Source organism: Pseudomonas imperatae, from assembly GCF_057128625.1.
In genome coordinates, this window is sequence record NZ_JBSKHP010000026.1 from 17,830 (window position 1) to 37,693 (window position 19,864).

Below are 19,864 nucleotides of genomic sequence, written 5' to 3' on the forward strand. Positions count from 1 at the left end.
GCAGGGGCTGGCTATTTGGGGTAGAGCGGCGGCAACGCGCCGTTGTCGCCGACGGGCGCCTGCACGGCTTCGCTGGCGGGGATGGTGCCGATGGCGCGCCACAGCTCCTGGCCTTGCCAGTGCTGGCCGCTTTCGCTGTACAGCGCGCCGTTGAGGCCGTCCAGTGCGTCGGACAGCGGCACGAAGCGCGCGGCCATGTCGGCCAGGGTCTCGGGCTGCTGCCGCGCCCAGGCGTCGAGGGCCTGGCGGGTGGCCTGGGGGTCGTTGGCCAGGCAGGCGCGCTTGAGGTCGTCCAGCAGCGTGCGCGGGCTGGGACCGGCCTGCGCGACGCGGGCCACGGCGGGTTGCGAGCGTGCACGCCACCACAGCACGAAGCCGGCCAGGGTGGTCAGCGCCAGCACCAGGGTGCTCAGCTGCCACGGCCACAGCAGCGGCGTGGCGGTGCTGCTGGCGGCCGGGGTGTCCACCGTCAGGGTCGGGTTCTGCGCCACTTGCAGGGTGCGCGCCGGCAGGCTGGTGTGGTCCAGGTGGTCTTCCTGGGTGTTCCACCAGGTGACGTCGATGGCCGGCACCTCGATGCTGCCTTCGCGCGCCGGCACCAGCGCCTCGCGCTCGTCGCGGCTGCCCACCAGGCCGCGTTCGTTGACCAGGTTGCTCAGTTGCGGCTGGTCGGGGTAGCGGCGCAGGGCAATGTTGTCGGTGCCCGGCAGCGGCGGCAGTTGCGCGGCCGACAGGCCTTCGGCCTTGAGGCTGAGGGTGCGGGTCATGGAGTCGCCCACCTGCAGGTGGTCGGGCTCGGGGTTCCAGCTTTCGCTCAGGGCCAGGCTGTGGGCCGGCAGCCAGGGCGCGTCGGTGGGGTAGCTGGCGGGCTTGGGCTTGACGGTCAGCTCCAGCTGCGCCGATGTCACGTGCACCAGCTTGCCCGGGTGCGGGCTGTTGGCGTCCTGGCCCGCAGGGGCGGGTTCGACCTCGGTGGCGCTGAAGGTCAGCGGCGGAATCTGCAGGCTGCCGCTGTGCTGCGGGTAGATGGCGTAGCGGCTTTCGATGACGCCGTGGCGGATGCCGTTGATGAGCTTTTCGTAGGTGCGGGTGTCGCCGACCGGCTCGATGCGCGCGTCGGCCACCTGCAGCGGGGTCATGTTGCTGTCGTCGTACAGCGCCACCGAATGGTAGACGCGCACGGTGAGCACGGCCTGGGCCTGCACGTAGACGCTGTTGGTGTCGAGGCTGGCCTCGATGGACACCGGCGCCTCGGTGTTGGCATCCGGCGCCTGGCTGGCCAGCACCTGCACGCTGATGGCCTCGCTGTGCAGGTCGCCCACCTGCAGCGAGGGGATGTTCAGGGTGCCGGCGCGGCGCGGCGCCAGGGTAATCAGCCAGCGCGTGGTGGCCTCGCTGTCGCCGCCCAGGGTGCGCAGCTGGTTGACCTGGCGGGTGTCGCGCACCTCGAAGGCGGCGTCCAGGCCGGTCAGGTCGGGCTTGCCGAACTGGGTGACGTCACTGGTTTCCAGGGTCAGCACCAGGGTCTCGCCCACGGCCAGGCGCGCGCGGTCGACGCTGGCGGTGAGCGCGGCGGCGTGGGCCTGGCTGGCCAGCACGGCGAGCAGCAGGGTGAGGGGCAGGACGCTTGCGCGACTCATCGGGTCTTTTCCTGATGTTGTTGCTGTTCATACCAGAATTTGCGCCGCAGCAGTTCCGACGGGTTGTCGGGAATCTGCCGGAGCCATTGCTCCAGGGCCTGGCGCTGCTCGTCGTTGAGGTCGCCGTCGGTGGGCGGCGGCGGAGCGAAGATCGGCGTTTGCGCGTCCGGCGTCTGGCTAGTGGCCGCAGTGCTGTCAGTATCGCCTGGCGTGGGGTTGTTGCCGGCCTTGGCCTGGTCCTGGGGCGGATGTTGTTCGGTGTTGGCCGCCTGCTGGGCGTTTTGCGCCTGTTGCGCGGCGGCGTCGGATTGGGCGTTTTGCGTGGGTGCAGTCGTGGCCTGGCTGTTGGCGGCATCCCGTGCTGCTTGCGCCGCGGCGTCGGCGGCGGCCTGGGCCTTGCGTTGCTGTTCGTGCAGCAACTGTTCCACCAGCGCCTTGTTGCGCAGCGCCGGGGCCAGGTCGGCCTGGCGCTCCAGGGCCTGGTCGTAGGCGTCCAGCGCCGCTTCCAGCTCGCCGCTCTTGGCCAGGGCGTTGCCGCGGTTGTAATGGTCCTGGGCCTCGTTGCCCTGGGCGAAGTGCTGGGCGGCGGCCGCATAGTCGCCGGCGCGGTACAGGGCAATGCCTTGCCACTGCGGGTCTTCGAAGTGCTGCGCGGCCTCGGCCGGGCGCTGTTGCTGCAGCAGGCGCTGGCCTTGCTGGTCGGGGCGCAGCCACAGGTCGTCCCAGCTGGCGGCAAAGCTGTGCTGCGGCAGGCACAGCAGCAGCGGCAGGCAGAACAACCAGCCGCGGCGCCCGGCGCAGGCGGCCAGCAGCAACAGCGGCAGCAACAGCCAGTAGCCCTGGTCGGCCCAGCTGTCCAGCTGCACGGTCTGGCCGGTGCTGCGCAGGCTCAGCGGGCCGTCGAGCAGGCCCAGCTCACCGAGGTCGTCGTCTTCCAGGTGCGCCTGGCGGTACAGGCCACCGACTTCGCCGGCGAAGGTCTTCAGGCCGATGTTGTCCAGGCGCGGCAGCAGGATGGCGCCCTGGGCGTCCTTGAGGTATTCGCCCTGTTCGTCGCGCACCGGTGCGCCGTCGCGAGTGCCGATGCCCAATATCAGCAGGCGCGGGGCGTCGCGGCCCAGGCGCTGGACAATGCCGTCGCGCTCGGCGTCGCTGAGCGACGAGCCGATCAGCAGCAGGCGGCCCTGGCCCAGCCCGGCCTGGTGCAGCAGGGTCAGGGCCTTTTCCACGGCCAGGTCGGCGCGGTGGCCGCTTTGCGGCATGATCGCAGGCTTGACCGCGTCCAGCAGGTTGCGGCTGGTGGCCAGGTCATCGGACAGCGGCACCAGCACGTGGGCGGAGCCGGCGTAGACGATGATCGCGGTCTGCGAATCGCGGCGCGCCTGCAGCAGGTCCAGCAGCTTGCGCCGGGCCTGTTCCAGGCGGCTGGGGGCGACGTCGGTGGCGAGCATGTCCGGGGTCAGTTCCAGCATCACCACCAGCGGGTCGGCGGGCTTCTGGCTGGTCTGTTCCACCCGCTGCCAGCTGGGGCCCAGCAACGCCAGGGCGGCCAGCAGCCAGGCCAGGCCGAGGACGACCCACGGGGTCTTGCTGCCGCGCCCGTGGGCGCCGTTGAGCAGGATGGCGTGGAAAGCCGGCGGCAGCAGCACCTGCCAGCGCCCGGCGCGTTTCTCCCGGTGCCAGACCTTCCACAGCAGCCAGCCCAGTACGGGCAGCAGCAACAGCCAGGCGGGCCGGAACCAGTGGGGCCACAGGGCGATCATCGGCGCCTCCGCAAGCGCAGGCGCTTGAGCCGTTCACGCCAGTCGCTGCTGGCCGGCAGGAAATGCCGGCGGGTCAGCAGGCGCTGCCAGCGGGCGTCCGGCCATTGCTCGCGCACCACCAGCAGCAGGCTCATCAGCAGCGCCGCCGCCAGCGGCCAGCTGTACAGCGCCTGGGTAGGGCGGGCCTGGGTGGGTTGCTGGGTCACCGGTTCCAGGCGGTCGAGGCTGGCGCCGATGGTCTTCAGCTGCTCGCCGTCCTTGGCGCGGAAGTACTGGCCGCCGGTCAGGCGGGCGATTTCGGTGAGGCTGGCCTCGTCCAGGTCCATGCTCGCGTTGATGCCCAGCATGCCCAGGGCGCCGTCCTCGGACGGGTCGGCGCCGATGCCGATGGTGTAGATCTTCACGTGTTCCTCGGCCGCCAGTTTCGCCGCGGTCAGGGGGTGGATCTCGCCGCCGTTGTTGGCGCCGTCGGTGACCAGAATCAGCACGCGGCTCTGTGCCGGGCGCATGCGCAGGCGTTTCACCGCCAGGCCGATGGCGTCGCCGATGGCAGTGTTCTTGCCGGCGATGCCGATGCGCGCCTCGTCGAGCCAGGTGCGCACGGTGTGGCGGTCGAAGGTCAGCGGCGCCTGCAGGTAGGCCTGGCTGCCGAACAGGATCAGGCCCACGCGGTCGCCCTTGCGGTTTTCCAGGAAGTCGCCGAGCAGGCGCTTGACCAGGGTCAGGCGGCTGACGTCGTCGCCGTCCCAGTGCATGTCGGGGTAGTCCATGGAGCCGGAGACGTCAACGGCCACCAGCAGGTCGCGGCCGCTGGCGGCGATGGGCAGCGGCTGGCCCAGCCATTGCGGGCGGGCGGCGGCGCCCAGCAGCAACAGCCACAACAGTACGAAGGGCGCCTGCTGGCGCCAGGTGGGCAGGCTCATGCGCGCGCGGCGCTTGGCCAGGCCTTCCAGCTCGTCGAGGAAGCTGACTTTCAGCGCCGGCTCGCCGCTGTCGGCCACCGGCAGCAGGGCGCGCAGCACCCAGGGCAGCGGCGCCAGCAGGAAAATCCACGGCCAGGCGAACTCAAACATGTTTGCGGATCCAGGTCTCGACCGACTGGTTGAGGCCCTTGATGGCCTTGTCGTCGAGTTTGCATTCGGGCTTGTAGGCGCCTTCCACCAGCACCATCCAGCGCGTCAGGCCGGCGGCCGGGCAGCGGTTGTCGAGGAACGCCAGCCACTGCCGGCCGTTGAGGGTGTGGCTGTTGGCGTTGGGGTAATGGTTGCGGCACAGGCGCTTGAGCAGCGCGTTGATCTGCTGCAGCCAGGCGCCGGCGGGCGCGCCGTCGTAGGGCTTGGGCAGGCGCGCCAGTTCGTCCAGGGCGTTCTGGCGCACCGGGTCCAGTGGCTGCTCCACCGGCGCTGCGGCCTTGCGCTTGGGCAAAAAGCGGCGCAGGCGCCACAGGCCCCAGCCCAGCACCGGCAGCAAGGCCAGCAGCAGCCACCAGCCGGGGGCGGGCGGCCACAGGCCGGGCGGCGGCGGGGTGATCAGCGGTTGCAGGTCGTCCAGGCTGCTCATTGGCTTTTGCCCGGTTTGTGCGGGTTCAGGTATTCGCGCAGCTGTTCGATCATTTCGCTCTGGGTGCTCAGGGGCATCATCAGGATGCGCAACTTCTGCGCCAGCCGCTCCCAGCGGGCAATGCGCGCCTCGCCCTGGGCGCGGTAGGCCTGGCGCAGTTCGGGGTTCAGGGTGTCGAGCTCCAGTTGCGCGCCGCGCTGGGCGAAACGCAGCAGGCCGGCGGCCGGCAGGGCGTGGTCCAGCGGGTCGGACAGCGGCAGCAACAGCAGGTCACAGTGGCGCGACAGCAGGCTGAGCTGCTGTTCGGCGGCGCTGCTCAGGGCGCGCTCGTCACAGATGATGAAGGCCAGGCTGCCGGGGCGCAGCACCTCGCGGGCGCGGCGCAGGGCCATGCTCAGGGCTTCGTCGTCGTGGCGGCTGTCGGTGTGCAGCGACTGGTTGACCCGCACCAGGCGGTTCAATAGCTGCAGCAGGCTCTGCTTGCTGCGCCGCGGCTTCACCTCGTAATACTCGCCATCGCCGTACACCAGGCCGCCGATGCGATCGTTGTGGCCCAGCGCTGCCCAGCCGATCAGCGCAGCGGCCTGGGCGGCCAGTACCGACTTGAACATCAGCCCCGAGCCGAAGAACAGCCGCTGGCTCTGTTCGACCAGAATATAGATAGGCCGCTCGCGCTCCTCATGGAACAGCTTGGTGTGCGGCTCCTGGGTGCGTGCGGTCACCCGCCAGTCGATGCTGCGCACGTCGTCGCCGGCCTGGTACACGCGCACCTGGTCGAAGTCCACGCCGCGGCCGCGCAGCTTGGAATGGTGCAGGCCGATCAGCGGGCTGCGCTGGCCGGGGGTGGAGAACAGCTGCACCTCGCGCACGCGGTGGCGCATCTCGATCAGCTCGGCGAGGCTGATGCGAGTGCCGGGTGCGGTAGGCGCGGGCACGGACATGTTGGTCAAGCGACGGCGACGACGTCGAGGATGCGCTGTATCACCCGGTCCTGGTCGATGCCGGCGGCTTCGGCCTCGAACGACAGGATGATGCGGTGGCGCAGCACGTCGAACAGCACCGCCTGGATGTCCTCGGGGCTGACGAAGTCGCGCCCCGCCAGCCAGGCGTGGGCCCGCGCGCAGCGGTCCAGGGCGATGGAGCCGCGCGGGCTGGCGCCGTAGGCGATCCATTCGGCCATTTCGGCGTCGAACTTGCTCGGGGTGCGCGTGGCCATCACCAGCTGCACCAGGTATTCCTCCACGGCGTCGGCCATGTACAGCCCGAGGATTTCCTTGCGCGCAGCGAAGATGGCCTGCTGGCTGACCCGCCGCTCGGGCTTGGTCTCGCCGTTCAGCGCTTCGCCGCGGGCCTGCTGGAGGATGCGGCGTTCGACGGCGGCGTCAGGAAAGCCGATTTTCACGTGCATCAGGAAACGGTCGAGCTGGGCCTCGGGCAGCGGGTAGGTGCCTTCCTGCTCGATGGGGTTCTGCGTGGCCATCACCAGGAACAGCGGCGACAGCTCGTAGGTGCTGCGGCCCACGCTGACCTGGCGCTCGGCCATGGCCTCCAGCAGCGCCGACTGCACCTTGGCCGGGGCGCGGTTGATTTCGTCGGCCAGCACCAGGTTGTGGAAGATCGGCCCCTGCTGGAACACGAAGCTGCCGGTTTCCGGGCGGTAGATCTCGGTGCCGGTGATGTCGGCGGGCAGCAGGTCGGGGGTGAACTGGATGCGGTGGAACTGCGCCTCGATGCCTTCCGCCAGTTCCTTGATGGCCTTGGTCTTGGCCAGCCCAGGCGCGCCTTCGACCAGCATGTGGCCGTCAGCCAGCAGCACGATCAGCAGGCGGTCGATCAGTTTTTCCTGGCCGAGGATCTGGGTGGAGAGAAAGGTTCGCAGCGCGATCAGCGCTTCACGATGTTCCATCGATGAAGGTTCCTGGAGAAGGTGACCGGTGCGTCAAGATAACGCCCGGGCCGGGGGCATTACTTTAATCTATCCGGGCCTTGCAGGACTAACGCTGGCGGTAAAATCTTTGTGCATTGCCGAAGGCGCCACAGATCTCGTAGCCGCTGCCGCCAGGCTGCGCTGGCCCTTGAGTGCACCGAATATCTGCAGTGGGGCATAGGGCCAGCGCAGCCTGCGGCAGCGGCTACGGGGCTAGTGCCGCTCGCGCTCGTAATTGTCCAGCGTATCGCTGGCAATCAGCCGGCCCAGCTCGATCAGCTCCGGCGCCTTGTAGAACTCGAAGAACCGGCACACGCGCTTGGGCACGTTGATGAGGATGTCCGGCGGGTAGCCGGCGATCTTGTACTGCGCCAGCGAGGTCTGCATCACCTCGAAGCTCTGGTTGATCAGGTCCAGCAGCGACGCCGGGCCGACGTTATCGACGATGATCGAACCCGTGGCAGAGCTGGGCGCGCCGTCTTCCTCGGGCGCGGCGGCTGGCTGCTGGGCGTTGGGCGACGCCGCGTCGGCCAGCCACGGGTTGGGCAGGATAGCCGCGGCGGGCTTCAGGGTTTCCTGCTCCAGCTGCAGCAAGGCCTCGGCCTGCTTGCGCCGGAACGGCAGGTGCGAGCCCAGGGAGCTGAGCAGCGCGTTGAAACGCTGCTTGAACGCCGCCGGCCGTTCGATCACCGGCAACTGGTATTGCTTCTGGTTGGTGGAGTTGAGGTTCACGGCGATGATCAGGTCGCAGTGGCTGGACACCACCGGCACGATGGGCAGCGGGTTGAGGATGCCGCCGTCCACCAGCATGCGGTTGCCCTGGATCACCGGCGTGAACAGGCTGGGAATCGCCGCCGAGGCGCGCATGGCCTGGTGCAGGCAGCCTTCCTGGAACCAGATCTCCTGCTGGTTGGTGAGGTCGGTGGCCACTGCCGTGTAGGGAATGCGCAGGTCCTCGATGTTCAGCTCGCCGACGATCTTGCGAATCTGCCCGAACACCTTCTCGCCGCGAATGGCCCCCAGGCGAAAGCTCACGTCCACCAGGCGCAACACGTCGAGGTAGTCCAGGCTCTCGATCCAATTGCGGTATTCGTCCAGCTTGCCGGCGGCATAGATGCCACCCACCACCGCGCCCATGGAACAGCCGGCCACGCAGCCGATCTCATAGCCCCGGCGCTCGATTTCCTCGATCACGCCAATGTGCGCATACCCCCGGGCGCCGCCCGAGCCCAGTACCAGTGCGACGCGTTTCTTCATGCTGGAGCCCCCCGGAGCGTGGCGTTGCTTGGTGGGTCCACAATGCGCCATTGGGTGGGGGCGGGACAAGGGTGGGGCGGGGGTGTTTTGGTTTTTTGTTGGGCGGCGATCTGTAAGGCAGGGCTAATTTGCGTAATGCACAAAAATAGCCCAGCAGCCCATTGCCAGGAGGCCCAGGTAACCTGTGTTGAAAATCGTCATCAGAACCAGCCGCTGCCGGCGCGGGATCTTTACAAGGTCCGCGACGTTGACCATGCCCTGTGCATGGCATCTTTTTGGAAAACACAACAGCGTATTGATGCAGCCGACCCTGAAGGTCAGGTCGAAGAATCCATTGCTGGGCCAGTGTCGCTTGTTTTCCTGCACCCATTGCGAAGTTTCCAAAATCTTTTCCAGTGCAACAACGTTTTTGTAGCTGAAGGTATATAGGCAAGCGGCGTGAATGAGCAGCCACAGGGTGAATATGCAATACACCGTCTCGATTGTGGCCAGGGTCATTGCGCTGCCTGCCTGTATAAAAAGCGCCCTGCGTGCTCGCCGCCAGCCTGGCCTAGCATGCCTCCTGCAAAGCCACCGCCCGCGCCACCGATGACAGCACAGGCCAGCGCCCCAGGGCCCGTGGTCAGGCCCAGTGCGACTGCACAGGCCGCAGTGGCCATGACCGCTCCAACGGTACCGCCGAAGTGCGAACCCAAAATTCCGGCGCCGAGCTTTCCGGCCTCGACAAACTGTGCCTCCGTACACTCGGTTTCGCGGCCCGCGTTGCAAACCTCTTGAATCTCCAATGCGGTAGATGTGCTATCCAGGAACCATCCCACATAAGTACCTTTTTTCAACAGCCTGGCCGCGTTGGCAACTTTCGCCATTCGTTGGGCGTATTGCTTGATTTCCCCGCTTTGCCTGTATCGTCGCGTGGAGATATTGAGCATCTTTTTAATCGAGCCGCTGTTCTTCATTCCAGCCCCGTAGCGGGCCATGCCGTCCAGTTGGCCATCCAGCTTCCTGAACAGAATGGTTCGCTCGGCAATGAATCTGTTTCTGCTTTCAGTTGCCCCACCGCGCAGATACCGCGCGTGCAACCGTTCGACTTCCTTCAGGGTTTTCTCGATTTCAGCCAAGTGTTTGCTCCAGGCAGCGGTTGAAGCTCCTACCCCGAGTGCTGAGTAGCCGAGCAAACTCTGCAAAAAATCATAGTTCTTCAGCACGAAACCATCGCCACCCAGCTGATTGGCAATCATCGCCTGCTTCACGTCCCGCGCGCTTTGCATCAGCCACCCCTCTTCTACTGTGCACGCAAGGCTGGTGGTGTCGGGCACGATGATCAATTGGCCGGGCAGTACCATTGTGTTGCGGATGTGGTTGTTGAGTTGGTCGAACTTGATGGCGCTGCTGGGGGACAGTCCCAATCTTTGCTTGAGTTCACTGAAGGTCTGCAGGGGTTCGTTGATGTAGGCGTAGGGCTGGGACACGACGTGACCTCTGGCAAATGGCAGAGGGAGATGATGGAAGGGGGCAGTGGGGATGGATGTAGGGTGATTCGCTTTTGGTGGGCGGAAATGTCCGAGAAGTCAGGGAGGTGGTTCCTCTGGGATGGCTGCAGGCCAATGAATGCGGGGCCTTTAGGCATGCATGGGTAGCCAAGCCATGAAATGTAGGGGTTGTATGGCGTGATTACCGTCTCTAATCTTCTCTGCGCCGCAACGCATTGCGGCCGGGTTTGACGGCCTGTTCATCCTTCTGAAGAAAAGCAGTAACACCTGTTGCTTGCCAGCGAATCCGTTCGCCTGGGCAAACCACAATGGTTGCTGTGCGCGAGGCACGTTTACGTGCGCCGGGTTTTCTTCAGGAGCCGGTCCGTCACCCTGCGTACAGCTCCATTTCTACATGGAGATTTAAATGAACAACCACGACACCCCATGCACCGAACACGTCCCCTTCGGCAAATCCGAACAGGAGGGCCACTACCTGTTCGCCATCCAGGCGGGTATCCCCTTGCTGGAAGCGCTGGAGCAAGCCGCCCTGGCCATGCAATGCGCCACGGCCATCAACGAGGAGTTGGCCTTGGGCGACTTCCACGATGACCGGCGCCTGCGCTGGGCGGCTGTGCGCCTTGGGGAGTGGAGCGCAGCGCTGGTCGACGCCTCCATTCAAGGCCTGCTCGCACACCGCTCTGGCGCCGAGCACTAAGCTGGCTGCGCTGGCCTTCATGTGCGCTGGAGATCTTCAGTGGCGCACAGGGCCAGCGCAGCCTCCGGCAGCGGCTACGGTGCAAGCCTTTCAGGCCATGGCGCGTTCCACCAAACGTAGCAGCTGCCGAAGGCTGCGTCGCGCCGCGTAGGCGGCGCTCGATCTCAAGAGCGGCAAGGCAGCATTGGCGGGCACCTGGAGGCCGTGGCGCGGTCGCCAATAGGAATCTTCGAAGAACGCCCGGTGCGCCTGCCGTGAAACCGCGTCATGGCTCAAAGGTGCATGCCTTGGTTTTTCCATGGCTCTTCAGATCGAGCGCCGCCCGCGCGGCGCGACGCAGCCTGGCGGCAGCATCTACATTTGTTGCAACGTGCCATGGCCTGATGGACAGGCGTTGCCAGCCTTGTGTTCGACATCAAGGCTGCGTGGGGGCATCGCTCAACCGGCAAGGCGTCCTAGCGGCTCGAGGTTCTTATCGCTCGTGGCAATGACCTTCAGGAAGTGTTTTTGATTGTCGGACAGTTGACCTGCCAGCTTGCGAGCCTCGGCCTGGAAGCGAGTAATCATTTCCACTTTGGATTTTGCTGTGCTCTTTTTCATGGCGCGATGATGACTGACGACGCACGATCGAAATGTCAGGCTTATTCCCCACCCACGCAGGAAATTTCCCAAATGCGGAAATATTCCCCCCTGCCTCCCCCCACCCTCAACACCACGCTGGCTTCCAAGGCCCTGCTACGCTACTTTCACGGCACTTTTTCCCTGGCCCAGCGTCTGAGCCAGCATCCAATACCGTATTTTTTTGAGGTGTCACTCCATGAAAGCCTGGATCTGCGTGCCGTTGTTTGCCTTGGCTCTGACAGGTTGTGCCGGCAAGACCGCCTACCGCGACACCTGCGCCACGCAGCTGGATGCCGCCTGGCACGAGCTGGATCTGGCGAAGGCCGAAGGTTTCGCCGGCACCGTGAGTTATTCCAAGGCGCTGTCGCTGTTGACCGGCGCCAAGACCCAGCAGCAGTTCGAGGCCTTTGACGGCTGCACCGAGAAGGCCGAGAAGGCGCGGTTCTACATTCGCGAGTCGCGCGCGGGGCGCTGACCGGTGCGTTAGCCGCAGGCTTCGGCCGGTTCGATACGGAGGGGTTGCATGATGCACAGCCAGTTATCCGCCTGCCTGGAAGCCGTGAACGAGGTGCTGCTGGGCAAGCAGCACCAGGTGCGCCTGGCCCTGACCTGCCTGATTGCCGGGGGGCACCTGCTGATCGAGGACTTGCCCGGCATGGGCAAGACCACCCTCAGCCACACCCTGGCCAAGGTCATGGGCCTGCGCTTCCAGCGCATTCAATTCACCTCCGACCTGCTGCCCAGTGACATCCTCGGCACCTCGGTGTTTGACAAGGACAGTGGCCAGTTCGTCTTCCACCCCGGGCCTATCTTCGCCGAGCTGGTGCTGGCCGACGAGATCAACCGCGCCACGCCCAAGAGCCAGAGCGCGTTGCTGGAGGCCATGGAAGAGGGCCAGGTGACCATCGAGGGCGCCACTCGGCCGCTGCCGCAACCCTTTTTCGTCATTGCCACCCAGAACCCCACCAGCCAGGGCGGCACCTTTGCCTTGCCCGAGTCGCAGCTGGACCGCTTCCTGATGCGCCTGTCCCTGGGCTACCCGGCCAAGGCGGCGGAAAAGGCCCTGCTGCTGGGCGAGTCGCGCCGCGAGCTGCTGCCGCGCATGGCCGCGGTGCTCGACCATGAAGAGTTGGCCGTGCTGCAGCAGCAGGCCCGCGAGGTGCGGGTCAGCGACGCGCTGGTGGATTACGTGCTGCGCCTGGTGGAAGCCACCCGCACCCAGCCGCAGTTCGCCTGGGGCCTGTCGCCGCGGGCGAGCCTGGCGCTGCTGGCGGCGGCGCGCGCCTGGGCGTTGCTGCTGGGCCGCGACTACGTGATTCCCGAGGACGTGCAGGCGGTGCTGCCGTCGGTGGTCAGCCACCGCCTGCGCGAACGCGCCGACCCCACCGGCCAAGGGGGCGGCGCGCTGGTGCAGTGGCTGCTCAAAGAGGTGGCGGCGCTGTGATCGCGCGCCTGCGCCAGGGCCTGGTCCGGTGGCAGGCACGCCGCTCGCCGGTGGCGGCGCAGGTGCAATTGGGGCAGCGGCAGATCTACATCATGCCCGACCGCAGCGGTGCCGCGTTCGGCGTGGTGCTGTTGCTGATCCTGCTGGCGGCAATTAATTACCAGAACAGCATGGCCTACGCGTTGGTGTTCCTGCTGGGCTCGGTGTTCGTGGTGGCGATACTGCACACCTTTCGCAACCTCAGCGGCCTGCGCATCAGTGGCGCCGGCACGCCTGCCGTGTTTGCCGGGGAGCACGCGCGCTTCGTGCTGCGCCTGGAAAGCGTCAACCGCGAGCACCAGGCCATCGGCGTAGGCTGGTCGACCAACCAGCTGCAAAGCGTCGACATCACTGCGCGCAGCGCCCTGGAGCTGGAATTGAACCTGCCCACGCTGGCGCGCGGCTGGTTGCCGGCGCCGCGCATTCGCCTGCAGAGCACCTTCCCCCTGGGCGTGCTGCGCGCCTGGAGTTACTGCAACCTGGGCCAGCAGGTGCTGGTCTACCCGCGGCCGCTGGAGGGCGAGCTGCCGGTGATGGCCAGCGACCTGCAGGACGTCGAAGGCGAAGGCCAGCGCGTGGCCGGGCAGGGCGTGGATGACTACCAGGGGCTCAAGGCCTACCAGCCTGGTGACTCCTGGCGGCGGTTGCACTGGAAGGCCTATTCGCGTGGCGCACAGTTGTTGGTCAAGGAATTCGCCGACCTGCGTGGCCGCGACCTGTGCCTGGATTTCATGGCCCTGGGCGGCGACGTCGAACAGCGCTTGTCGCGGCTGTGCCACTGGGTGCTGGCGCTGTCCCGCGAGCAGCGGCCGTTCGCCCTGCGCCTGCCGGGCCTGTACCTGCCGGTGGAGTGCAGCGACGGCCACCGCGAGGCCTGCCTGCGGGCGCTGGCGCTGTACGGGCAAAAGCCATGAGCCAGGCGCCGGCCATTCCGCGCATCAGCCTGGTGTGGCTGCTGCTGGCGCAGTGCCTGGTGATCGTGCCGTTCTGGCCCCACGTCCCGCCCTGGATGATTGGCCTGTGGCTGGGCTGCACCCTGTGGCGCGTGCAAATTTTCCGCATGCGTGCCGCCTTCCCGGGCTTGTTGCTGAAGGTGGGCATGGTGGTGGCCACTGCCGGCGGGGTGTTCTTGTCCCGCGGCGTGCTGATTGGCCTGGACGCGGCGGCCAGCCTGCTGGTTGCGACTTTCATGCTGAAAGTGGTGGAGATGCGCAGCTCGCGCGACGCGCGGGTGTTGATCTACCTGGGCTTCTTCTGCGTGGTGGTGGCCTACTTGTACGACGCCAGCCTGCCGTGGGCGCTGTACAGCGTGCTGCCGGTGACGGCGCTGCTCACGGCCATGATCGGCCTGCAGCAGACGCGCCTGGTGGCGCGACCGCTGGCCACCCTGCGCCTGGCGCTGACCATCCTCGCCCAGGCGCTGCCGCTGATGCTGCTGTTCTTCGTGTTCTTCCCGCGCATGGAGCCCCTGTGGTCGTTGCCCATTCCCAGCAACAAATCGCAGACGGGCCTGGCGGAAAGCATGACCCCGGGCGACGTGGCCGAACTGGGCCGCTCGCCGCAACTGGTGATGCAGGTCAGCTTTGACGGGCCGATGCCGCCACGCCAGGCGCTGTACTGGCGCGCCTTCACCCTGGAGCGCTTCGACGGCGCGCGCTGGAGCCAGTCGGAGCTGTCGCGCGGGCTGCCGGTGGCGCCCTGGCAGCCCAGTGGCGCGCAATATCGCTACCGCATCATTCAACAACCGCTGGGCGGGCGCTGGTTGTATGGGCTGGACGTAGCCCGCACCGACCTGCCCGGCGCGCGGCAAATGGCCGACTTCCGCCTGCAGCGGGTGCAGCCCCAGGACCGCCCGCTGCTGTACGAGGTGACCTCGTCGCCGCAGGCCATCCGCGACCTGCAACTGAGCGAGTCCATGCGCCGCCAGGACCTGCGCCTGCCCAACGGCGGCGACCCGCGCAGCCGCCAGTGGGCCCATGAACTGCAGGCTCGCTACGCCCAGCCCGACGCACTGGTGCAGGCCATGCTGCAACGCTTTCGCGACGAGGACTATCATTACACCCTCAAGCCACCTGCGCTGGGCGCCGACAGCATCGACAGCTTCCTGTTCGACAGCCGCCGTGGCTTCTGCGCCCACTACGCCGGGGCCATGACCTTCGTGCTGCGCGCCGCTGGCATCCCGGCGCGCATGGTGGTGGGCTACCAGGGCGGCGAGCTGAACCCCGCCGGGCATTACCTCACGTTGCGCCAGTACGACGCCCATGCCTGGGTCGAGTACTGGCAGGCCGGGCGCGGCTGGCGCAGCGTGGACCCCACGGCCGCGGTGTCGCCACTGCGCATCGAGTCGGGCCCCGAGGATGCCCTGGCGGCGGACGAGGAATTTCTTGGCGATGCGCCGTTCTCGCCCCTGCGCCTGCGGCGATTTGCCTGGGTCAACGAGCTGCGCCTGGGCTGGGATAATCTCAACTATGGCTGGCAGCGCTGGGTGCTGGGCTACCAGGCGGCGCAGCAGCTGGACTTTCTCAACCGCTGGTTCAAGGACCTGGCCAGCTCGATATTGCCGGCAGGCTTGCTGGTGATGCTGGCGATATTGGCTATCGTCCTGCTAAAGCCCTGGCAACGCCCGGCCGATAGCCAGCTGCGGATTTACCAGGCGTTCGAGGTGCTGCTGGCCCGTCATGGCCTGGTGCGGGCCACGGGGGAGGGCGCCGAGGCGTTCGCCCGTCGCGCCGCGCGCCAGCTGGGCGCCCAGGCGGCAGCCATCGAGGCCTTCAGTCAAACTTTCATCGGCCAGCGGTATGGTGGCCAACCGCTGGACGTTGCGGTGTTGCGTCAACAATTCAAAGCAGTGCGTGCCAGCCTTGAGGGCCTGCACCCTGCGGCGGTTCGGGAGTCGTTGTAATGTCGAAAATGCTCGATGAAGTCATCGCCCACCTGTTGGGTATCGAGGTGCGCCTGCTGGCCTGCCAGGCGCGGTTGCAGGCCGAGACCGACGCGGAGGCGCTGCACGACCTGCGCACCACCGTGCGCCGCTTGCGCAGCCTGATCCGGCCATTGCGTGGCCTGCCGGGGGTAGACCAACTGGAAGAGGCAGCCAGGGCCGTGGGCCAGTTGACCACGCCCCACCGCGACCGCGAAGTGCTGGCCGCGCACCTGCACAAGCGCGGCCACCATGACCTGGCCCAGGTGCGCGTGGCGCAGATGCGCGGGGTGTTCCCCGCCGTGGCGGCCAGTGCCGAGCTGGGGCGCCTGATTCGCATCCTCGACGGCTTCCCGCGCTTTGCCCGCGCCGCCCAGCGCCAGAAGCTGATCGGCAACCTGCGTGGGCGCATCGAGAAGCGCCTGGCCAAGCAATGGCGCCAGCTTGAGCATGCCTTGAAAGACCCCGGCCACGACCGCCATCGCCTGCGCCTGTTGATCAAGCGCGCGCGTTACGGCGCCGAGGCGTACCCGGCGCTGGACAAGGCCGACGCCAGGCTGGTCAAGCGCCTGAAGCAGGCCCAGGCCACGCTGGGTGATTGGCATGACAACTGGCAGTGGCTGTTGCAGGTGGAGCAGCAGCCCGACCTGCTGCCGTGCCTGCATGAATGGCAGGCGGGCTTGCTCAAGGGCGAGCAGCGCAGCGACCTGGCGCTGGACAAGCTGCTCGGCGCCATGGGCCATTAAGCCGGACAAATGGCCGAAACGGCGCCTGTTGCTTAGGAGCGCGCTGGTTACCATGGAACCTTTGCGTCCCGTGCCGAGGTGCCGATGAAATTTGCCGAACTGCTGGCCGCCGTGCGCCAGCACCCACAGGCCGTGACCCTGCCTGCCGAATGGGCCCAGGGCCGTGCCGGCTATGGCGGGCTGATGGCGGCGTTGCTGTTCGAAGCGCTGCAGGCCAAGGTCGGCCCGGGCCAGCCGGTGCGCTCGCTGGCCATCACCTTCGTGGCGCCGGCGCCGTTGCAGGCGCCGATCAGCTTTGAGGTGGAGGTGCTGCGCGAGGGCAAGTCGGTGGTCACGCTACTGGGCCGGGCCGTTGCCGAAGGCGGCACCGTGACCCTGATGCAGGCCAGCTTCGGCGCCCCGCGCGAATCGGCCATCAGCGTTGCGGCGGAGCCTGCGGTGGCGCTCAAGCCGCTGGAGCAGAGCACGGCGCTGCCCTATATCCAGGGCGTCACCCCGGAATACATCCGTCACCTGGACCTGCGCTGGGGTATTGGCGGGCTGCCGTTCACCAACAGCCCGGGGCGGCAGATGGGCGGCTGGGTGCGCCTGCGCGACGAGCCGGTGGCAGAGCCCGTGGGCGTCGCCCACCTGCTGGCCCTGGTCGATGCCTGGCCGCCTGCGGTGCTACCGCACCTGAGCAAGCCGGCGCCGGGCAGCACCCTGAGCTGGACCATCGAATTCGTCCAGCCGCTGGTGCCGCTGGGCACCCAGGACTGGTGCCGTTACTGCGCGACCATCGAGCATGCCCAGGATGGCTATGGGCACACCTCGGCGATGCTGTGGACGGCTGAGGGGGCGTTGCTTGCCATGAGCCGGCAGACCGTGACGGTGTTCGGCTGACGACAGCTGTTTTCACGCCTTGCGCAGGCCCAGCCCGGCAATCACGCCGATGACGCCCACCGCCACGGCAGGGAAACTGCCGTCCACGGCGCCTGAAGCCACCAGCAGCCCGCCCAGGCCGATCAGCGGCAGGCCGATCAGTTCGGCGGTGTGGTCGACGCTGTTGTGCCAATGAAAGTGGGGCAGGTACTTGCTCATGGTGCTCTCCTCGATGCGCTACGTTGCTGCTTGAGGTAAGCGTAGTGCGGGGCAGGGCCGGGGGCGAATGAGGGTTGGCTATGGGGGTGATAGCACGCGCCTTTGGCCCCGCCGCCGATGCCTCGCCAAACCTACAAGGCTGGCAACGCCTATCTATCAGGCCATGGCACGGTGCAACAAGCCGTAGGAGCCGAGCTTGCTCGCGATGCGCCGCGCGGGCGGCGCTGGATTTCGCAAGCGCTGCAAGGCTCAAGGCATGCACGCCGAAGATCTTCAGCGAACGTTCGGGCCAGCGCAGCCTGGCGGCAGCGGCTACGCGGGTTGCGGGTTGGATTCGGTGGGTTCGTGTTGGAATTGCGTGGGCCCGCAGGTGCATGTCGGGAGAGGTGTGGCGCTCTTGAGATCGAGCGCCGTCCGCACGGCGCGACCCGGCCTCACGGCCGGTGCTACATGTGTTGCACCGTGCCATGGCCTGATGGAGAGGCGTTGCCGGCCCTTGGCGCCCGGCGAAAGAAAAGTGGTATCTTTAAAGTTTAAGTTGGCCGATCGCTCGGTTCAGCTCTGTCGCCAGGCTGGCCAGGTCGGTGCTGGTGCTGGCCGAATCCACGGTCTGCTGCACGGTGTTTTCGGTCACGTCGCGGATGCTCACCACCGCGCGGTTCATTTCTTCGGCCACTTGGCTCTGCTGTTCGGCGGCCACGGCGATCTGGGTGTTGCTTTCGCGCATCTGCGCCACCGCGCCGGTGATCTGCGCCAGGGCCTGGCCAGCTTCGCGGGCCTGCTGCACGCAGTCGTCGGCCTTGAACGAGCTTTCCTGCATGAAGTCCACGGCATCACGGGTACCGGCCTGCAGGGCGGTGACCATGGTGGTGATCTCGTCGGTGGAGGTCTGCACGCGCTTGGCCAGGCTGCGCACTTCATCGGCGACCACGGCGAAGCCGCGGCCCATCTCGCCGGCGCGGGCGGCTTCGATGGCGGCGTTCAGGGCCAGCAGGTTGGTCTGTTCGGCGATGCTGTGGATTACGCCCACCACGCCGTTGATTTTCTGGCTGTCCTCGGCCAGGCGCTGGATCATCTCGGCGGTTTGCTGCACGCCGCTGGACAGGCCGGCAATGGACACCTGCACCCGGTCCACCACCTGCTGGCCGCTGCCGGCCAGGGTGTCGGCGCTTTGCGAAAGGTCGCGGGTGGCGCCGGCGTGCTGGGCGATGTGGTGCACGGTAGCGGTCATTTCGTTGATGGCGGTGGCGGCCTGGTCGGTCTCGCTCTGCTGGCCGAGCATGCCGTGGCGCACCTGGCCCATGCTGCTGGCCAGGCGCGCGGCGCCCTCGTCCAGCTGCGCAGCGGTGCGCGCCACGGTGCCGACCACGCGCTGGTAGCCGGCCTGCATGGCGTTGAAGGCCACGGCCATCTGGCCCACCTCGTCGGCGCCGGCCACCGGCACCCGGGCGGACAGGTCGCCGGTTTTCTCCACGTGCAGAATCACGTCCTTGAGGGTGTTGAGCTGGCTGAGCAGGAAGCGGATCAGCAGCTGCGAGGCGCCGAGCATGGCCAGCATCAACACCAGCACGGCGCCGGCGTACTGGGCGAAACGCTCTGCGAACACCTGGGCGAAGTCCGGGCCCACGGCACCGGGTGACAGCGCCTGCAGGTCGGCCACGCGGCCCTGTTGCTCGAGGTGGATGGCGTACAGCACCAGCAACAGGGTGGTGATGAAGGCGACCGCGTTCACGGCCCAGAATTTGTATTTGAGGGAGATGTTGCTAAGCCAGGTACCCATGGAGGTCTTCTCTGAATTCGCGGAGCATTAAAGGCAAGGTGCCATCATTGTTCCAGAAGACCATTACGCAAATGTTGATATGGGTCAAGGCAGCGTCGGCAAACCGAAGAACGCGCGCGCGCACGCGGTGGTGTGGGCGGCCAGGTCGTCAGCGCTTTCCTGGCGATGGCGAGCCACCTCGTTGAGCACCTCGGTCAGGTACGCCGGCTCGTTGCGGCCGTTCCTCGGCTTGGGCCGCAGGGTGCGCGGCAGCAGGTACGGTGCATCGCTTTCCAGCATCAGGCGGCCGCGGGGGATATTGCCCACCAGCGGGTGCAGGTGGGTGCCGCGGCGCTCGTCGCAGATCCAGCCGGTGATGCCGATGTGCAGGTCCAGGTCCAGGTAGCTGAACAGCGCTTTCTGCTCGCCGGTGAAGCAGTGCACCACGGCGGCGGGCAGGCGGTCGCGGAAGTCCTTGAGGATGTCCAGCAGGCGCACGCTGGCGTCGCGCTCGTGGAGGAACACCGGGCGCTGCAGCTCCACGGCCAGGGCCAGGTGCTGCTCAAGCACCTTCTCCTGCTGCGGGCGCGGGGAGAAGTCGCGGTTGAAGTCCAGCCCGCATTCGCCCACCGCGCGCACTCGTGGCTGGGCCAGCAGGTCGCGCAGCTGGCGCTCGGTGTCGGCGGTCCAGTCGCTGGCGTGGTGGGGGTGGATGCCGGCGGTGCTGAACAGCCGGGTGGCGCTGTCGTCGAGGCGCTCGCACAGGGCCAGGGCCTGCTCGCTGCCGGCGATTTCAGTGCCGGTCAGCACCAGCTGCGCCACGCCGGCGGCGTAGGCGCGCTCCAGCACTGCCGCGTGCTGTTCGTCGAAGCTTGGGTTGGTCAGGTTGACGCCGATGTCGATGAGTTGCATGGTGTGCTA

At 67.1% G+C, this 19,864-nt stretch carries 20 protein-coding genes; 7 read left to right on the top strand and 13 right to left on the bottom strand.

The features are described from left to right. Nucleotides 1-11 precede the first annotated feature (11 nt). From ACWKWX_RS25945 to ACWKWX_RS25985, 9 genes are all read right to left on the bottom strand, one after another. Nucleotides 12-1,640 carry a BatD family protein gene (locus ACWKWX_RS25945; RefSeq protein ID WP_483829275.1) on the bottom strand — a complete coding sequence of 543 codons (1,629 nt, stop codon included), beginning with the start codon at nucleotides 1,638-1,640 and terminating at the stop codon, nucleotides 12-14. Next, a complete protein-coding gene (locus ACWKWX_RS25950; RefSeq protein ID WP_473005883.1) occupies nucleotides 1,637-3,403 on the bottom strand; it encodes a vWA domain-containing protein in 1,767 nt (588 codons plus the stop codon). The genes ACWKWX_RS25945 and ACWKWX_RS25950 overlap by 4 nt, the downstream gene beginning before the upstream one ends. Continuing rightward, on the bottom strand, nucleotides 3,400-4,476 hold the full coding sequence (locus ACWKWX_RS25955; RefSeq protein ID WP_483829276.1) for a vWA domain-containing protein: 1,077 nt from the start codon (nucleotides 4,474-4,476) through the stop codon (nucleotides 3,400-3,402). Before ACWKWX_RS25955 ends, ACWKWX_RS25950 begins: the two co-directional genes overlap by 4 nt. After that, the gene (locus tag ACWKWX_RS25960) at nucleotides 4,469-4,963 is read right to left on the bottom strand and encodes a DUF4381 domain-containing protein (RefSeq protein WP_416423196.1); all 495 of its coding nucleotides are present in this window, start codon (nucleotides 4,961-4,963) and stop codon (nucleotides 4,469-4,471) included. The genes ACWKWX_RS25955 and ACWKWX_RS25960 overlap by 8 nt, the downstream gene beginning before the upstream one ends. Then, a complete protein-coding gene (locus tag ACWKWX_RS25965; protein ID WP_416423197.1) occupies nucleotides 4,960-5,904 on the bottom strand; it encodes a DUF58 domain-containing protein in 945 nt (314 codons plus the stop codon). Before ACWKWX_RS25965 ends, ACWKWX_RS25960 begins: the two co-directional genes overlap by 4 nt. Before the next feature lie 5 nt (nucleotides 5,905-5,909). Then, nucleotides 5,910-6,869, bottom strand: a complete 960-nt coding sequence (locus tag ACWKWX_RS25970) for an AAA family ATPase (RefSeq protein WP_416423198.1) — start codon at nucleotides 6,867-6,869, stop codon at nucleotides 5,910-5,912. A 234-nt stretch (nucleotides 6,870-7,103) separates the two neighbouring features. Next, the gene (locus ACWKWX_RS25975) at nucleotides 7,104-8,147 is read right to left on the bottom strand and encodes a patatin-like phospholipase family protein (protein WP_416423199.1); all 1,044 of its coding nucleotides are present in this window, start codon (nucleotides 8,145-8,147) and stop codon (nucleotides 7,104-7,106) included. A gap of 123 nt (nucleotides 8,148-8,270) precedes the next feature. Continuing rightward, nucleotides 8,271-8,645, bottom strand: a complete 375-nt coding sequence (locus tag ACWKWX_RS25980; protein ID WP_416423200.1) for a hypothetical protein — start codon at nucleotides 8,643-8,645, stop codon at nucleotides 8,271-8,273. Then, the gene (locus tag ACWKWX_RS25985) at nucleotides 8,642-9,616 is read right to left on the bottom strand and encodes a hypothetical protein (RefSeq protein WP_416423201.1); all 975 of its coding nucleotides are present in this window, start codon (nucleotides 9,614-9,616) and stop codon (nucleotides 8,642-8,644) included. The genes ACWKWX_RS25980 and ACWKWX_RS25985 overlap by 4 nt, the downstream gene beginning before the upstream one ends. A gap of 427 nt (nucleotides 9,617-10,043) precedes the next feature. Here ACWKWX_RS25985 and ACWKWX_RS25990 point away from each other — a divergent pair, with 427 nt between their 5' ends. Beyond that, nucleotides 10,044-10,334: a DUF3077 domain-containing protein gene (locus ACWKWX_RS25990; RefSeq protein ID WP_416423202.1), complete on the top strand. Its 291-nt coding sequence runs from the start codon at nucleotides 10,044-10,046 to the stop codon at nucleotides 10,332-10,334. A 438-nt stretch (nucleotides 10,335-10,772) separates the two neighbouring features. Here ACWKWX_RS25990 and ACWKWX_RS25995 read toward each other — a convergent pair whose 3' ends face one another. Further along, nucleotides 10,773-10,934 carry a hypothetical protein gene (locus ACWKWX_RS25995; protein WP_483829277.1) on the bottom strand — a complete coding sequence of 54 codons (162 nt, stop codon included), beginning with the start codon at nucleotides 10,932-10,934 and terminating at the stop codon, nucleotides 10,773-10,775. 217 nt (nucleotides 10,935-11,151) lie between these two features. On the opposite strand from ACWKWX_RS25995, the gene ACWKWX_RS26000 reads away from it, so the two are divergent. The 6 genes from ACWKWX_RS26000 to ACWKWX_RS26025 all read left to right on the top strand — a co-directional run bounded on the left by ACWKWX_RS26000 (nucleotide 11,152) and on the right by ACWKWX_RS26025 (nucleotide 16,986). Further along, nucleotides 11,152-11,430, top strand: coding sequence for a hypothetical protein (locus tag ACWKWX_RS26000; RefSeq protein ID WP_416423204.1), 279 nt, complete (start codon nucleotides 11,152-11,154; stop codon nucleotides 11,428-11,430). 51 nt (nucleotides 11,431-11,481) lie between these two features. After that, nucleotides 11,482-12,399, top strand: coding sequence for an AAA family ATPase (locus tag ACWKWX_RS26005; RefSeq protein ID WP_416427561.1), 918 nt, complete (start codon nucleotides 11,482-11,484; stop codon nucleotides 12,397-12,399). Further along, nucleotides 12,369-13,352 carry a DUF58 domain-containing protein gene (locus ACWKWX_RS26010; protein ID WP_483829278.1) on the top strand — a complete coding sequence of 328 codons (984 nt, stop codon included), beginning with the start codon at nucleotides 12,369-12,371 and terminating at the stop codon, nucleotides 13,350-13,352. The genes ACWKWX_RS26005 and ACWKWX_RS26010 overlap by 31 nt, the downstream gene beginning before the upstream one ends. Then, the gene (locus ACWKWX_RS26015) at nucleotides 13,349-15,340 is read left to right on the top strand and encodes a transglutaminase TgpA family protein (RefSeq protein WP_416423206.1); all 1,992 of its coding nucleotides are present in this window, start codon (nucleotides 13,349-13,351) and stop codon (nucleotides 15,338-15,340) included. Before ACWKWX_RS26010 ends, ACWKWX_RS26015 begins: the two co-directional genes overlap by 4 nt. Beyond that, on the top strand, nucleotides 15,340-16,104 hold the full coding sequence (locus ACWKWX_RS26020; RefSeq protein ID WP_473005887.1) for a CHAD domain-containing protein: 765 nt from the start codon (nucleotides 15,340-15,342) through the stop codon (nucleotides 16,102-16,104). Before ACWKWX_RS26015 ends, ACWKWX_RS26020 begins: the two co-directional genes overlap by 1 nt. Nucleotides 16,105-16,188: 84 nt before the next feature. Then, nucleotides 16,189-16,986, top strand: coding sequence for an acyl-CoA thioesterase (locus tag ACWKWX_RS26025; protein ID WP_483829279.1), 798 nt, complete (start codon nucleotides 16,189-16,191; stop codon nucleotides 16,984-16,986). A 12-nt stretch (nucleotides 16,987-16,998) separates the two neighbouring features. Here ACWKWX_RS26025 and ACWKWX_RS26030 read toward each other — a convergent pair whose 3' ends face one another. The 3 genes from ACWKWX_RS26030 to ACWKWX_RS26040 all read right to left on the bottom strand — a co-directional run bounded on the left by ACWKWX_RS26030 (nucleotide 16,999) and on the right by ACWKWX_RS26040 (nucleotide 19,855). Next, nucleotides 16,999-17,184, bottom strand: coding sequence for a hypothetical protein (locus ACWKWX_RS26030; protein ID WP_416423209.1), 186 nt, complete (start codon nucleotides 17,182-17,184; stop codon nucleotides 16,999-17,001). A 526-nt stretch (nucleotides 17,185-17,710) separates the two neighbouring features. Next, a complete protein-coding gene (locus ACWKWX_RS26035; protein WP_416423210.1) occupies nucleotides 17,711-18,964 on the bottom strand; it encodes a methyl-accepting chemotaxis protein in 1,254 nt (417 codons plus the stop codon). A gap of 84 nt (nucleotides 18,965-19,048) precedes the next feature. Further along, nucleotides 19,049-19,855, bottom strand: a complete 807-nt coding sequence (locus ACWKWX_RS26040) for a TatD family hydrolase (RefSeq protein WP_483829280.1) — start codon at nucleotides 19,853-19,855, stop codon at nucleotides 19,049-19,051. Nucleotides 19,856-19,864 lie beyond the last annotated feature (9 nt).